This window comes from Alteromonas sp. NFXS44, assembly GCF_040148705.1.
In the GTDB taxonomy this organism is placed as follows: Bacteria; Pseudomonadota; Gammaproteobacteria; order Enterobacterales; family Alteromonadaceae; genus Alteromonas.
Map to the genome: position 1 here is coordinate 638,539 of NZ_JAGDEA010000005.1, position 15,028 is coordinate 653,566.

11 protein-coding genes are annotated in these 15,028 nt (G+C 50.2%); 5 read left to right on the top strand and 6 right to left on the bottom strand.

Features of this window, described 5'->3' with window-relative positions; all coding sequences use genetic code 11:
- Window positions 1-4: 4 nt before the first annotated feature.
- The 5 genes from nadK to J3369_RS08165 form a co-directional block, all read right to left on the bottom strand.
- Complete coding sequence (nadK, locus tag J3369_RS08145; protein ID WP_119500923.1) at window positions 5-880, bottom strand: NAD(+) kinase; 876 nt, start codon at window positions 878-880, stop codon at window positions 5-7.
- A gap of 71 nt (window positions 881-951) precedes the next feature.
- Window positions 952-1,716: a 3-hydroxybutyrate dehydrogenase gene (locus J3369_RS08150; protein WP_349585655.1), complete on the bottom strand. Its 765-nt coding sequence runs from the start codon at window positions 1,714-1,716 to the stop codon at window positions 952-954.
- A gap of 9 nt (window positions 1,717-1,725) precedes the next feature.
- Window positions 1,726-2,724, bottom strand: coding sequence for an extracellular catalytic domain type 2 short-chain-length polyhydroxyalkanoate depolymerase (locus J3369_RS08155; RefSeq protein ID WP_349585657.1), 999 nt, complete (start codon window positions 2,722-2,724; stop codon window positions 1,726-1,728).
- A gap of 52 nt (window positions 2,725-2,776) precedes the next feature.
- Window positions 2,777-4,003 (bottom strand): E22 family MetX-like putative esterase, encoded by a 1,227-nt coding sequence (locus J3369_RS08160; protein ID WP_349585659.1) that lies wholly within the window; start codon window positions 4,001-4,003, stop codon window positions 2,777-2,779.
- Between the two features lie 20 nt (window positions 4,004-4,023).
- On the bottom strand, window positions 4,024-5,319 hold the full coding sequence (locus J3369_RS08165; RefSeq protein ID WP_349585661.1) for a GntP family permease: 1,296 nt from the start codon (window positions 5,317-5,319) through the stop codon (window positions 4,024-4,026).
- Window positions 5,320-5,507: 188 nt separating this feature from the next.
- Here J3369_RS08165 and J3369_RS08170 point away from each other — a divergent pair, with 188 nt between their 5' ends.
- From J3369_RS08170 to J3369_RS08185, 4 genes are all read left to right on the top strand, one after another.
- On the top strand, window positions 5,508-7,829 hold the full coding sequence (locus J3369_RS08170; RefSeq protein ID WP_349585663.1) for a TonB-dependent receptor: 2,322 nt from the start codon (window positions 5,508-5,510) through the stop codon (window positions 7,827-7,829).
- Window positions 7,830-7,948: 119 nt separating this feature from the next.
- Window positions 7,949-8,590 carry a response regulator gene (locus tag J3369_RS08175; RefSeq protein ID WP_349586217.1) on the top strand — a complete coding sequence of 214 codons (642 nt, stop codon included), beginning with the start codon at window positions 7,949-7,951 and terminating at the stop codon, window positions 8,588-8,590.
- 118 nt (window positions 8,591-8,708) lie between these two features.
- Window positions 8,709-9,689 carry a DUF1852 domain-containing protein gene (locus J3369_RS08180; protein ID WP_349585665.1) on the top strand — a complete coding sequence of 327 codons (981 nt, stop codon included), beginning with the start codon at window positions 8,709-8,711 and terminating at the stop codon, window positions 9,687-9,689.
- 20 nt (window positions 9,690-9,709) lie between these two features.
- Window positions 9,710-10,750 (top strand): methionine synthase, encoded by a 1,041-nt coding sequence (locus J3369_RS08185; protein WP_502877422.1) that lies wholly within the window; start codon window positions 9,710-9,712, stop codon window positions 10,748-10,750.
- A 25-nt stretch (window positions 10,751-10,775) separates the two neighbouring features.
- Here J3369_RS08185 and J3369_RS08190 read toward each other — a convergent pair whose 3' ends face one another.
- Entirely contained in the window at window positions 10,776-14,168 is a 3,393-nt protein-coding gene (locus J3369_RS08190; RefSeq protein ID WP_349585667.1) for a PAS-domain containing protein, read from the bottom strand.
- A 235-nt stretch (window positions 14,169-14,403) separates the two neighbouring features.
- Between J3369_RS08190 and grpE the strand changes: the two genes are divergently transcribed.
- Window positions 14,404-15,018 carry a nucleotide exchange factor GrpE gene (gene grpE / locus J3369_RS08195; RefSeq protein ID WP_349585669.1) on the top strand — a complete coding sequence of 205 codons (615 nt, stop codon included), beginning with the start codon at window positions 14,404-14,406 and terminating at the stop codon, window positions 15,016-15,018.
- Window positions 15,019-15,028: the final 10 nt, after the last annotated feature.

The window sequence follows — 15,028 nt, forward strand, 5'->3', positions numbered from 1 at the left end:
AGGATCAGTAAAGCTTGCTGCCCCAGCTCAGTTTATTCCGCAGTACATTGAAATAACTGTAGCCCTTAGGGTGCACAAGGCGCAGGGTATCCTGACTTTTATGCACGCGGATCTCATCCCCGGGCAGAACTGGCAATACGATGTGACTGTCACAGCTCACCTGCAGGCTGTCGCTGTTTACTTTTGACACCCGCATTGAAATTGTGCTTTTTGAGTCCACCACAATCGGACGGCTGCTGAGGGTGTGGGGGAACATGGGCACCAGGGTTAATGCATCCAGGTGGGGCACAATAATCGGGCCGCCGGCAGATAAAGAGTAGGCCGTGGAGCCGGTTGGTGTGGCAACAATCAGTCCGTCAGAGCGCTGACTGAACACAAACTGGCCGTCGATATAAATCTCAAACTCCATCATGTGAGCCACTTTGCCGTGGTGCAATACCACTTCGTTCATCGCGGCATTATTGCTTTTCAGTTTTTCGTGGCGATACACACACACTTCCAGCAGGAAGCGCTCTTCAACCACGGTTTCACCGGAAAAAATAATATCCAGTTGCTCTTCAATCTGGTCCGGGTGGATATCGGTTAAAAAACCCAGGTTTCCACGGTTTACGCCGACAACATGAATGTCAAAACGGGAGAGTACACGCGCTGCGCCCAGCATACTGCCGTCGCCACCTATAACCACGGCAAGATCGGCTTCTTTTCCGATAGTGACTAAGTTGGCGGCAGGGTATTTGTCATTATCCATCTCATCAATGATGGATTCTTCGATGAGTACGCGGCAACCACGCTTATCGAGCCAGGTCGCTATTTGTTTGAGACTGTCCTGAGTGCCGGTATGGTCAGGTTTACCAATCAGGCCAACGGTTTGATAAGTCATAATCTGGCTAATGCCCGCATGCTGCTACATTTTTTTGGACATTAGCACAGAGTTTGATAAAAAAGAAAGGGTTAGCGCGCCACCCAGCCGCCATCAAGTACCATGGTCTGACCGGTGATATTGCGGGCGCCGTCGCTGATGAGAAATTTCGCCGTCGCGCCCAGTTCGTCCATTGAAATAAACGCTTTCTTAGGCATGGGCTTGAGCATAATTTCATTTACCACTTCTTCTTCGCTGATCCCGTTTTCCTTAGCCTGGGCAGCAATCTGCTTGTCTACCAGCGGGGTTTTTACATAAGAAGGACAAATGGTATTGATGGTGACGTTGCAGTCGCCGGTTTCAAGCGCAATGGTTTTGGCAAAGCCAAGCAAGCCGTGCTTTGCTGCGACGTAAGCCGATTTAAAAGGAGAGGCAACCAGCGAGTGTATTGAGCCCACATTAATAATGCGGCCAAAATCATCAGCACGCATACCGGGTAAAAATGCCTGGGTAAGCAGGGCAGGGCCAACCAGCATAATGTTGATAAGCTGTTGCCATTTTTCGGCCGGAAAATCCTCAATTTTAGACACATGCTGGATGCCGGCGTTGTTGATAAGCACATCTACCTTCACGTCTCCCAGTTTGCCGGGAAGTGCTGCGACCTGCTCAGCATCGCATACGTTAACTTCAACGGCCTGCGCGCTGAAGCCGGCGTCTTTTAATTGCTGAGCAGCAGACTCAGCGGCATCAAGATTAATATCTGCAATGATTAAATGATGCCCGTCATTTGCCAGTGATTCAGCAATGCCATACCCGATGCCACTGGCACCGCCAGTGATAAAAATATTCAAAGCCATGATAGAACCTTAATTTGATGATAATCCAAGAACGATATCGCGGACGGCATTAATCTGCTCTCCGCTGCGTGTGGCGTAATCTTCTCCGGTGTAACCCCACCAGTCCCAGCAGCCCTGAGGATTTAAAGGCATGAAAAGCGATTTGCGGGTTTGCGGGTACACCACCACCATATTGTTAGTGTCGGCCCAGTTATTCAAGCCGGTTTGCTCTACGTAAGCTTTGCCTACTGCTTCTGCGTACTGATTACAACCATGAAAACTGACATGCACCCGGCATTGTTCACCTTCACGGCAACTGGCAGGAATATAAGCATAGCCGGTTTCTGCCATGGTAGACGCATTATCGCCGGCGAGTGCCTGCTGACTGAAACTCACCACCTCACCACTCAGCTTGTCGCTGGCGGGTTGTAAACCGTCCAGCAGAAAGTTGAGCATTTCACCTGCTGCATCATAGTCACAGCGGCCGATATAGGGTGAGTCAGAGGACATACACTGTCCGCCGTTGTTCTTTGTAGGGAATAAATGGGCAACCGGTTTACTGTTAACGTAAGTAATTTGTTCAGCCGGCATCAAAGCCGCATACTGTGCGTTCAGTGCGTCACTGACTGCGCTGTTTACCCTTACGTCACGAGTGCCGTGAAATAACCAGACCTTATCGTTTTGCAGTGCTGACAAAGGCGCCAGTTTTCCTTCCTGCGCCAGCGTTTTTACCTTTCCGGTGAGTGCATTCACATCAATAGCTGGTTCGGTTTTATCTACACACTGATTCAGCGCTGTGCTGATATCACCTTTTGCGCAGTAATAAGGGCCTGCCGCCAGAATACCCGCTCCGTCAATCCAGTCACTGTAAGCCAGGTGAAACTGATTGGCCATGTAACCGCCGGAAGACAAGCCTGACACTGTGATGTGAGCCGTATCGAGGTTAAGCGCCGGCACCTGTGCCATTGCGCCGGCGCTAAAAAATGCTGAGAGCAGGGCGGCGGTGGCGTTGTTTTTCAATCCGTGCATAAATCGTGTTTCCGTTTTGAATCGTGAATGTTTGAATGAGGAACCGGGTGCATCATTCAGTTTCGTCGTTTAAAAACCGGCGTAGCAGTTGTGCTTTTTGTTTGATGTCTGCCACTCCTTCAAGATGCCCCAATGCGCCTTTCAGATAACTGAGTTGCGTATTCTTGCCTTGTGATTTCAAAATACTATGGGGAGCTTCAGCCATGTATGGCATCAGCAGAAGATCGGTTTCAGCTGGCAAATACAGCGTTTTCGCCTTAACGTTCTTCAACCCCTCTTGCAAGGATCCCCGGTAGCCGGCAACGAACAATTGATTAGCGCGTACCAGGTAAAGCAGGTGGTTGGCATCCATTAAATCAGCACGGTCTTCTGCCCGGCTTCTGAGCCAGTTAATGATTGAATGGGTGGCATGAATATCCTCAAGCGGGCCTTTTTCCTGTGGTGTATAGCCCAGCGCTTTGCCTTGCTGATTGAAAAAATCCGGATGCAGCGCCTGCAGAGTAATGCTCATGAGTGCTGCGACCAGACCGTCTTTTGGCGGATTGTCACGGGTATAATCACCGTTATTCCAGTGTTTATCCAGCCGGACTGGCAAAGCCCACTGTTCCAGCGCGGCGGTGGTCCAGGCATCAGCCTGAGCCGCAGGGATCACGGCAACCATTCGGGGCACCCAGTCCGGGTAAGTCGCGGCCCATTCCTGTGCCTGCATGGAGCCCATAGACGGACCGGCAACGGCATGCAGCGATGAGATGCCAAGGCTTTCCAGTACGCGTTTTTGTACGTTTACAAAATCACGGATGGTCACCATCGGAAACGACAAACCATAAGGCTTACCGGTTTCCGGATTCATGGTGGCCGGGCCTGTGGTCACCACATTCGGGTCGTAAGCGGACAGGTTTACCAGAGAATCCACACTGATCACAAAGAACTTATTGGTGTCTATGGCCTTGCCGGGGCCGATAATGGCATCCCAGTATCCGGGTTCCGCATCATCTTCGTGATACCGGCCGGCGGCGTGAGAGTTTCCCGAAAAATAATGCGTGATAAGTATGACGTTATCTTTGGCGTCGTTGAGTTTGCCGTAACTTTCCCAGCCAACTTTCACTTCAGGAATAATTTCTCCGCCGTAAGTTTCAAACTGAGTAGTGGTGAAAACCTGCTTTTCTGTCATCAACATGGCTGTACCTGACTGGTTGGGCGGTGTGGCGGCACAGGCCGGTTGGACGGCTACCGCGCATAAGACAATTAACCTTACCAGTATGCTACGAAAATTAGTCATAAATGTAGTCATCATTTTCCTTAAAACAGACTGAACAGCGTAATGGCAATAGCTAAGCCAATAACCGGCACTACCACGGTCAGTGCGGCCATGGCACCGTATGCGGCTTTGTGGGTTTCGCGACAAATAGCACGGATGGTGGTAACAACGTAACCATTATGCGGCAATGAATCCAGCGCGCCGGATGAAATAGACACGATGCGGTGCAATTGTTCGGGCTGTACGCCCTGGTCAATATAATGCGGTGCAACCAGCGGTAAAACAATGGCCTGGCCGCCGGACGCCGAGCCAGTGAGTCCGGCAATGACACTGACCGCAATCGCTGCGCCAATCAGTTCATTGCCCGGAATATGTGTCATAATTTCAACGGTTTGCTGAAAAGCTTCTGTGTGTTTGGCGATGGCACCGAAACCCACCACGGCGGCGGTGTTGCCAATGGCGACCAGAGCACCGGTTGTGCCATCGTTAATGGCGGCGGATAAATTATGAAAGTAGCGGAAATTGATGATCATCAGCGTCAGTACGCCGCCTGCCAGTGCAACGATTAATGCCAGTTGCGCCATGCTGTCGTGGAGTAAAAAGGATAATGCCAGTACGACAAACAGGGGCTGTATGCCGGTAAGCGGACTGGGATATTCTCTGGCTTCAATTTCAGGATCGCCGGTGCGGCTTTCAAACTTTTCGCCGTTAGCGATGGCGCGGTTAATCATGCGCTTCAGCCACCAGTAACCGAATGTGGCCATAAAAACAGCAACCAGTAAGCTGACTTCCCATGCTGCAAAGGGAGATGTTCCCAGATATTTTATCGGGATCCAGTTCTGGATTTCAGGTGAACCTGCTGATGTCATGGTGAAGGTGACAGAGCCGAACGCCAGTGTAGCCGGAATAAAACGGCGGGGCAGATTGGCGTCTTTAAACAGGCTGAGCGCCATGGGGTAAACCGAGAATGCCACGACAAACAGACTTACACCACCGTAGGTTAAAATGGCGCAGGCAATCACCACAGCCAGCACGGCGTGTTTAAAACCCAGCTTATCGACTATCCAGCGGGCCACGGAGTCTGCCGCACCGGTATCTTCCATGAATTTACCGAAAATAGCCCCCAGCAAAAACATAAAAAACCAGGCTGCAATGAAGCCGGAAAAGCCACCCATGTACAAGGTGACAAAATTCTCTTCGCCCTGAAAAAGAGGAATACCGCTGGTAAGCGCAACAATGACGGCGCACAACGGAGCGGCAATAAATAAATTCATGCCGCGGATGGTAAGCACAATAAGGAGGGCAAGCCCGCCTGTAAGGCCAATCATACTGATCATATCGGGTTCCTTAATAACAATCTGTGACCGCAGACGCTTCAGGAACTGAAAAAGATTGTGTCGTTAAATCAGTAAGATGCCCATAGTACGATGGTACTACTTACTGCTACAAAAAATTAACATAGAGTTTACCTCAGACCGCAGCTTCAGTGCCGAACAGTTGAAACAGATAACAAAAGGGACACATCATGATAAACGCACAGAAACCCGTTAGCCGCTTTACCCGCACGCTAAGTGCAGTGGCGGTCACTGCCGCATGCTTAAGCAGTCAGACTGCTTTTGCGCAGCAAAACAACGATGAAAGCAGAGGCAAATTAGAGCGCATTGAGGTGACGGCCCGTAAAACGGTAGAGTCATTACAGGAAACGCCTGTTGCTATCACTTCAATCGGTGCAACTGAATTAACGGAAAAGGGCATCAGCGTGCTGACGGAAATTCAGCAGTTCTCACCGAATACCACTATGCAAACCAGCCGCGGTACCAACTCTACCTTAACAGCATTTATTCGCGGGCTGGGTCAACAGGATCCGCTTTGGGGTTATGAGCCCGGTGTGGGGATTTACATTGATGATGTGTATATGGCACGGCCACAGGGCGCGGTGCTGGATTTACTTGATGTACAGCGAATTGAAGTGCTGCGGGGGCCGCAGGGCACACTGTACGGTAAGAACACCATTGGTGGTGCGGTGAAATATGTCACGAAAGAAATGACCGGTGAACCTCAGTTTAACGCTGAGGTGACACTGGGCAATTACAGCCGCCGCGACATGAAATTAACCGGTCAGATGCCGCTGATTGAAGACAAAGTTTACCTGGGTGTGGGTTATGCAAACCTGAACCGCGATGGTTACGGTGAGTTTCTGATCTCTGCACTGGACGGCCAGGATACAGAAAACTACAACAAAGATCTGTGGGCTGCCAGACTGACACTTGAAATTCATCCGTCTGATAACCTGTTTTTACGTTTCGGCTGGGATAAAACCGAAGATGATTCAAATGCCAAAGGGGGTTACCGGTTACTGCCAAGCTTACGTACCGATGCACCGCAACCGGATTCTGTTTTCGACTCTTACACCAGCATGCCTACAGACAACTATGTTGAACTGGAAGGCTTCAGCTGGCTCGCCAGATACAATGTGAATGAAAATCTGGAACTGAAATATATCGGCTCCCACCGTGAGAGCTTTTCTGATACCAATATCGATTTTGATAATACTCAGCTGGATATTTTTGACGTACCGGCCATCTACGATGATTCTAACGATACCCACGAAATTCAGGCGAACTATACCGGTAGTGCGTTCAGCCTGGTGAGTGGCCTGTATTATTATGACGGTGAATCCTGCGGTGTATTTGATGCGGTACTTGGTGTGCTGGGGCGGGACTACGCGGCGCTTGGCATCTTCCCTGAAGGTACGCCGGGTTTCACCCGTGAAGTGTCCGGTTGTAATAATAGTGAAAGCTGGGCGGCGTATACCCAGTTAAATTACGATATTACCGATAAACTCTCTCTGTCTCTGGGGGCCCGTTATACCGACGAAGAAAAACAGGCAACGGTAAATAACGGCACGGTATTGTTTAATCTGTATCCTGAATCCGGCTGGATTGACGGTTATGTCCGTCCTGATGGTCTGACTATGCCGCAGGTGCTGGGCAGCGATTCCGACGGCGACGGCGTGCTTGATGCGCCGGCAACAGAAAGCTGGTCACGTTTTACGCCGCGGGTCGGGGTAGAATATCAGTACACTAGGGACACCATGTTCTTCGCCAGTTATTCTCAGGGCTTTAAATCCGGTACATTTAACCCCCGCGCGACAATCAATGAACCCGGTGTATCACCGGAAGTGGTGGACTCGTTTGAACTGGGCGTGAAAAGTGATGTAACCAGTCAGTTCCGCGTTAATGCCACGGCTTTCAGCTACAACCATAAAGATCGTCAGTATATTGGTATTGAAGGCAATTCCGATGATCCCACAGCATTGCTTCAGCGTCTGAGAAACGCCGCTGAAACTGCCGCCTCGGGTATTGAGCTGGAGATGACCTACGTGGTGAATGAGGCGCTGAAGTTTGATCTGGCCTACGGGTTTATCGATTTTGAAATTAAAGAGAATAATGCTACGCCGCCGCTAATCGGACTGGCAAGCACACCGGAAAACACCCTGAATTTCGGTGCAAACTATTTATTGCAAACCAGCATGGGTGATTTCATTTTCAACGCAAACTATTACTACCGTGATGACTATCTGCTGTTTGAGACCAGCGACCTTATTGAGCAGGACGCGTACGGCATGGTCAACCTTGGCGTAAGCTGGGAAAGCATGGAGGGCAACTGGTACGGGGGTCTGCATGTGAAAAACCTGACTGACGAAGAATATCTGGTTGGCGGTTATGACTTTGTCACCCGTAATGAGGATGGCAGTTACGGTCCCGGTTTGGGTAACGACACCACGCTGATTGGCTATTACGGCGATCCGCGTACGGCGCAACTTACCGTAGGCTACCGTTTCTGATTCTGATCATGTGTAAACTATGAAAGGCGGCCCGGGCCGCCTTTTTGTGTTTGATGACTTGAACCCGGAGGCAGACTTCGTCAAAGTAATTCATGAATATGACTCAAACGGATTTACCCATGCAGGCCAACGTACTGATAGCTGATGATCACCCGTTATTCCGCGCCGCTATGCGTCAGGCGCTGGCCGGTATTACCGGTGAATCAGTGATTGAAGCCTCAACATTCAGTGAAGCCAGAGACGCCCTGATTCAGGATGACAGCATTGAACTGGTGTTTCTGGACATACACATGCCCGGCAACGACGGACTCACAGGGTTGAGTGAACTTCGCACCACATTTCCCGATGTGCTGGTGGTGATGGTGTCAGCCGAAGACAAACCGGATCTTATTCGTAAAGCCATCGATCTGGGAGCCAGCGGTTATATTCCCAAATCAACGCCATTGCCGTTAATTGCCGGTGCCGTCAGTCAGGTGCTGGATGGTGGTCAGTGGTTGCCGGACGGGCTGGAGGCTGAATTAGCCTCTCATGAAGACGCCGCTCAGGCAGAATTTGCAGAACGGCTGGCTCAGCTCACACCGCATCAGTTTACTGTGCTTAAAATGATGGCAGATGGTTTGCTGAACAAACAGATTGCCTGGGAATTGTCTATTTCCGAATCCACAGTGAAACAACATGCTTCGGCGGTGTTACGTAAACTCAATGTGATAAACCGTACCCGTGCCGGCGTGCTTTTCCGTCAACTCACCGGCACGGAGTAGCTTCAGCAATCTAAGTATGAGCTAAGTTCATGCATCAATGAAATAAAACCATTTTTTTTCATAAAAAGAACCACGTATAACGTTCTCTGTCAGTTAATTCTCACAAGAGACGCCGGATATGAAAACGAATGAATTTACTTTTACCATCAATACACTCAGTTTCGATGAAAATTATCATCCGTCGGACAGTACCCGTATAACGACCAATTTTGCCAACCTGGCGAGAGGGGAAAAGCGCCGCGATAATCTGCGCAATACCCTTAAAATGATCAACAACCGTTTTAATGCGCTTGCAAGCTGGGATAACAGTACCGGCGACCGCTACACCGTTGAACTCGACATTGTGTCTGTTGAAATTGACGTTGAAGGACAGGGCGAGACCTTCCCGACCATCGAAGTGCTGAAGACCAACATTGTAGATCACAAAACCGGCCAGCGGATTGAAGGTCTGGCAGGCAATAACTTTTCTTCTTATGTGCGGGACTATGATTTCAGTGTCCTGCTTCTGGAACATAACCGTGATAAGGAAGGTTTTTCCGTACCGGATAACTTTGGTGACCTGCATGGCAAAATTTTCCGTCAGTTTCTGCGCTCTGAAGCCTATCAGTCACGTTTCCGTAAGCCTCCGGTGATTTGTTTAAGTGTGTCAGACAGCAAGACGTACCGCCGTACTGAAAATCGGCACCCCGTACTGGATGTGGAATACCTGCCCGATACCGCTTCACTGACAGAGCAGTACTTTAAAAAAATGGGACTGGAAGTACGCTATTTCATGCCTCAGGGCAGTGTGGCTCCGCTGGCGTTCTATTCTACCGGCGACTTACTGTGTGACTACACCAACCTGGAACTCATCGGCACCATTGCCACCATGGAAACGTTCCAGAAAATCTACAGGCCGGAAATTTACAATGCCAATGCGGTGGCCGGACAGTGTTTTCAGCCAAGGCTCAGCCATCAGGATCATTCACTGACACAAATTGTCTATGACCGTGAAGAACGCAGTCAACTGGCTGTTAAGCAGGGCAAGTTTGTTGAGCAATATTTTATTAAACCTTATCAGTCTGTACTTGAGCAGTGGTCTGCTAACTGTGCGCTTTAACCTGGAAAATTATTAACATCATGACGATAAAAACACTTTTACCCACGTCTACTGCCGGCAGTTTACCGAAACCTGCATGGCTGGCTGAACCTGAAAAATTGTGGTCTGACTGGAAGGTACAGGGAGATACTCTGGCTGAAGCTAAACACGACGCCTTACTGGTCACGTTGCAGGATCAGTTGCACGCCGGAATTGATATTGTCAGCGATGGTGAGCAAACCCGTCAGCATTTTGTTACCACTTTTATCGAGCATTTAGACGGGGTGGATTTTGAGAACAAACGAACGGTAAAAATCCGCAATCGCTATGACGCCAGTGTACCTGTGGTAAAAGGGGAAGTGAGTGCAAAAGGGCCTGTGTTCGCCGATGATGCAGCTTTTTTGCGTGAACACACATCTCAGCCAATAAAGTGGGCCTTGCCCGGTCCCTTGACCATGGTGGATACCTTATTTGATGCCCACTATCAGAGTCGTGAAAAACTGGCGATGGCCTTTGCGACCATTCTCAACAAAGAGGCGAAAGCGCTGGAAGCTGCAGGGGTAGACATCATTCAGTTCGATGAGCCGGCATTCAATGTGTTCTTTGATGAAGTAAATGACTGGGGCATTGCCGCGCTGGAACAAGCTGCTGCGGGCCTTAAATGTGAAACCGCTGTGCATATTTGTTACGGCTACGGCATTAAAGCCAATACAGACTGGAAGAAAACGCTGGGTAGTGAGTGGCGTCAGTACGAGGAAATCTTTCCGCAACTCCAGCGCTCTTCTATCGACATTATTTCTCTGGAATGCCTGAACTCAAAAGTGCCCATGGATTTGATTGAACTTATCCGCGGCAAAAAGGTGATGGCCGGTGCCATTGATGTGGCAACAAGCCGTATCGAAACGCCGGAAGAGGTGGCTGACACGTTAAGAAAAGCGCTGACTTTTGTGGATGCAGATAAATTGTATCCGTCTACGAATTGCGGAATGACGCCGTTGCCACGGTCCGTGGCGGGCGGAAAGCTTAAAGCCCTCAGTGACGGTGCGGCGATTGTCCGCCGTGAGCTGGAAGGCAGGGGCTGAATGTTTACCCCGGGCTGACTGTGGTTTATCCGTCTGTGACGATAAGCTTTTTCAGCATGCGCTTTAATGTGGCGGGTTTTACCGGCTTAGGTAAATAGCGCAAACCCGCTGCAGCCGCTTCGTCTCTCACACCGTCTTCCCGGTTTGCTGTATTGAGAATACCGGGTACATTTTTTTGCCAGAAGTCTTTTAACGCAACGGCCGATGTTGTGCCTTTTTCGCCGTAATCCAGGTGAAAATCAACCAGCATCACATCCGGCGCCTGAGGACAAACGGCTCTGGCCTGTTGCAATGACTGACTGCCGGTGACAGTCGCGCCCCAACCGGTGAGCAGGGTTTTCATCGCAGTCATGATCTGGTCATCGTTTTCCAGCACTAAAATGTGTTTTTCAGCCAGCCAGTTTGCCGTATTTGCCATGTTTGGATTGATATCTGCTGCAAGCATATTACTACTTTTCTGCAGTGCCCTTACGCCACGGGGTAACGTCACTGTAAATACCGTTCCTTTACCCACTTCCGATTCCAGCGCAACAGGATGACCGAGAAGCTGGCTGATCCGTTCAACGATGGTCAGCCCCAGACCCAGCCCCTGATTACCGGGTAAATGTTCCAGTTGATGAAATTCATTAAAAATAGCTTTTTGCTGACCCGCAGGGATCCCGGTTCCGGTGTCGTAAACCCTGATTTGAATCTGATTGTCTGACCGTCGCCGGACGCCAATCAGCACTTTGCCTTCCGGGGTGTACCGGATCGCGTTTGAAATCAGATTCTGGATAATACGCCGGAGCAGTTTTTTGTCTGAACGCACAACCAGCGCAGAGGGAATATAACGGAGTGACAGCGCTTTTTGTTCTGCAATAACCTTAAACTCATCCACCAACGGTGACAGCATGTCGTCGAGGGCAAATTCGGTGACTTGCGGGACTAATACTCCGGACTCAAGTTTGGTCATATCCAGCAAAGTAGAGAGCAATGATTCGGCACTGTTCAGTGATGTCACCAGTCCCTGTGACAGACTTGCCAGTCCGGTACCTTCGGTTTTCTGCGACAACATGCCGGCAAACAGAGTGGCAGCATTGAAAGGTTGCATCAGATCGTGACCTGCTGCTGCCAGAAAGCGGGTTTTACTTTCGCTGGCCCGGTCGGCTTCCTGCTTCGCCTGTTCAAGCTGAGCCGTACGTTGTGTTACGCGAACCTCAAGATCTTCTTTTGCTGACCGCAGTTCATCCTGAATGCGTATATAGGCCGTGATGTCGCTGTAGGTAGTTACGTAGCCGCCATGTGGCAACGGGCTGCCGTTAAGCTCTATTACCCGCCCGTCGGGTTGCTTGCGGATATACTGGTAACTGCTGCCGTTTTCCATGTAAGCAACACGTTTGCTTATTTCTGTTTCAACATCCGGAAGGTTGCCCAGCAGGCCGCGCTCAGCGTTGTACTGCAGTAAGGACTGGATCGGCATACCAGCCTTCAGGAATCCCGGTGGATAGCCAAACAACTCTGTATAGCGGTCGTTCCAGGCCAGCAGGGAAAGATCCTGATCCAGTACGCTTATCCCTTGCTGTATATTTTGTACCGAAGACTGCAATATGTCGTGATTAAACTGGAATGACTGGGAAGCTTCTTCTACCCATTCTACGATGTCACTGAGTTCGCCGCCGCGCTTTTGCGCAATGGCTGAAAGCAGAATACGGGCACCCGGTGTGCCCATCTGAGCAGCCAGTAATTTTTCTACCCGTGACAACAGGCCAGCACTGGCAAACCCTTCTGCATATGCAGAAGAATGGGACAACTGACTTTTAAGCGTGCGGTGCACCGATGGCTCCAGTACCCGGCCGGTAAGCAGGAACAGATCTCTTAATCTGATTGCCAGATCAGGATGACTGTCGCTGACGATATCGCCTGTATCCGGTGCCTGAACAGACCTGGCGCTGCCCTGACTAAAAAGCAGAGACAATCCTGCGAGGGTGACCAGGTTAATAAACAGGCTGATGATAAAACTCCGGCCCAGCTCCAGTTCAGTCGGCGGACTTTCAAAGTAATAGCTCGACAGAATAGAAGGGTAGAGCAGCCAGGCGCACCAGCAACAAAAGCCGGTGAAAATGGCAATAATGACGGCTGTCTTTGATGTCTTTTTCCAGTACAGACTTAACAACATTGCCGGCAGCAGTTGTCCGAGTAACGCGATAGCAATCACACCACTTTTCACCAGTGGTGCAGACTGACTGACGTTCACGTGATACCAGTACGCCACTGACAGCACAACCAGCACGGTTAAACGTCGTACTGTCAGCAGGGTCGACGGCGTCATGGTGTTATGTGGGTCGTCTTTGAGGCGGATTTTCAGCCATAAAGGCGTGATAAGGTTGTTGGAAATCATGATGCCGAGGGCAAGGGTTGCCACGATAATCATACTGGTGGTGGCTGACAGACCACCTATAAGCGCGGCCAGCGCCACACCGGCATTGCCGGCCTGTAATGGTAATGCCAGTACAAAGGCGTCTGTTTTTACCACTGAGGTGTCCAGTAACACGTGCCCGGCCAGTGCAACCGGCAGAATAAACGTCGTCATGCCAAGCAGGTAGAGAGGAAACAGCCAGCGTGCGGTGCGCATTTCTCCTTCACCGTTACACTCAACAAAATTCATATGAAATTGTCTGGGCAATACAAAGAGTGAGCAAACTCCCAGCAGGACGTGACTGGCATACACAAGCGGTGCGCTGTCTGCGTACAGCACTTCTCTGGCAACGGGGTGACTGGCAGCCTGAGCGATTAAGTCAAAAGGCCCGCTGAACAGGCCATAGCAGACAAAAATACCGACGATGGAAAGCCCCACCAGTTTCACCACCGATTCTACGGCAATGGTCAGCACCAGCCCGGGATGTTTATCGGTAAGGTTTAGTGTGCGTGTACCGAACAAAATGGCAAACAGAGCCATGAGTCCGGCGACATACAAGCCAACCGTGTTGGTTCCCTGTTCCGCATCATAAGCAATCAGGCGGATGCTGGCCGAAATGGCATCGAGTTGAAGTGCAATGTACGGGATAACGCCGGTAAAACACAATACGGTGACTGAGGCAGCCAGAAAATGTGAATGCCTGAAGCGCAGGGCGAAGAAGTCTGCCAGTGAGGTCACATTATTTTTCTGGCAATAACGGGAAATTTTTATCAGCACCGGAAAAAGAAAAGCCATACCGGCAATGATCCCGGCATACGTCGGTACCAGTGCCCAGCCAAATTGTGACGCCTGAGTGGTTGTGCCGAAAAATGCCCAGGAAGTGCAGTGAATGCCTAACCCTAAACTGTACAGCACCGGATGCTGCTGATTGTCGCGCAAACGCTTGTCTCCCCAGAAGGCAACAAGAAACAAAAACGTGAGATAAATCACGGTAATAACGCCGACAGTCCAGATACTAAACATGACCAGAAAGAGATGAAAACAATTAGTTAACAAACTCTACAGCAAACCCGTCGGCAAGCAAATCACAAAAAAATCGCGGTTTAGCCACAAATTTTTCATGGATACCCTTGAAGGGTGGGTAAGTAACCCCATTAATAGCCCCACTGAACGCATTCACGCAGCCTGTGGCACGGACTTTCCTGTGCAGGCTGCTAAGCAAAAATTCACCGCAGATGAGTATTGTTGGGAGGATAGCATGAGCAAAGATCGCGACGTGCAGGATCAAAAACAGCCTGAAGACGCAGAAGTGATTCAGGGTGAAGTAGTTAACGAAGACGCTGCAGAGGCGCAACCGGTTTCTGAGCACGAGCAAAAAGTTTACGAACTGGAAACGGCTTTATCTGACGCTCAGGCGCAGATTAAAGAACAACAGGACAGCGTATTACGTGCCCGTGCCGATATGGAAAATGCCCGCCGTCGTGCTGAAGCTGAAGTAGAAAAAGCCCGTAAATTCGCGTTAGAGCGGTTTGCCGGTGAACTGCTTCCGGTACTTGATAATCTGGAACGTGCTATCCAGGCCGGTGACGGTGAAAACGATGCGGTTAAGCCATTACTTGAAGGCGTGGATATGACGCTGAAATCATTCGTCAGCACAATTGAAAAATTCGGTTTAACACCTATTGATCCGCAGGGTGAAGGTTTTAACCCGGAACTGCATCAGGCGATGTCTATGCAGGAAAGTGCAGAGCATGCGCCGAACACCGTAATGGCCGTGATGCAGAAAGGGTATCAAATTAACGGTCGCCTGCTTCGTCCGGCCATGGTGATGGTGTCCCGTGCACCTGAAGGTGGCGTTGATACGCAGGCTTAACCGGGGCGGA

Coding starts and splice junctions, on each gene's coding strand:
- J3369_RS08190 (WP_349585667.1), bottom strand. CDS start 14,168: ATGTTTAGTATCTGGACTGTCGGCGTTATTACCGTGATTTATCTCACG.
- J3369_RS08155 (WP_349585657.1), bottom strand. CDS start 2,724: ATGCACGGATTGAAAAACAACGCCACCGCCGCCCTGCTCTCAGCATTT.
- J3369_RS08150 (WP_349585655.1), bottom strand. CDS start 1,716: ATGGCTTTGAATATTTTTATCACTGGCGGTGCCAGTGGCATCGGGTAT.
- grpE (WP_349585669.1), top strand. CDS start 14,404: ATGAGCAAAGATCGCGACGTGCAGGATCAAAAACAGCCTGAAGACGCA.
- J3369_RS08170 (WP_349585663.1), top strand. CDS start 5,508: ATGATAAACGCACAGAAACCCGTTAGCCGCTTTACCCGCACGCTAAGT.
- J3369_RS08160 (WP_349585659.1), bottom strand. CDS start 4,003: ATGACTAATTTTCGTAGCATACTGGTAAGGTTAATTGTCTTATGCGCG.
- J3369_RS08165 (WP_349585661.1), bottom strand. CDS start 5,319: ATGATCAGTATGATTGGCCTTACAGGCGGGCTTGCCCTCCTTATTGTG.
- J3369_RS08185 (WP_502877422.1), top strand. CDS start 9,710: ATGACGATAAAAACACTTTTACCCACGTCTACTGCCGGCAGTTTACCG.
- nadK (WP_119500923.1), bottom strand. CDS start 880: ATGACTTATCAAACCGTTGGCCTGATTGGTAAACCTGACCATACCGGC.
- J3369_RS08175 (WP_349586217.1), top strand. CDS start 7,949: ATGCAGGCCAACGTACTGATAGCTGATGATCACCCGTTATTCCGCGCC.
- J3369_RS08180 (WP_349585665.1), top strand. CDS start 8,709: ATGAAAACGAATGAATTTACTTTTACCATCAATACACTCAGTTTCGAT.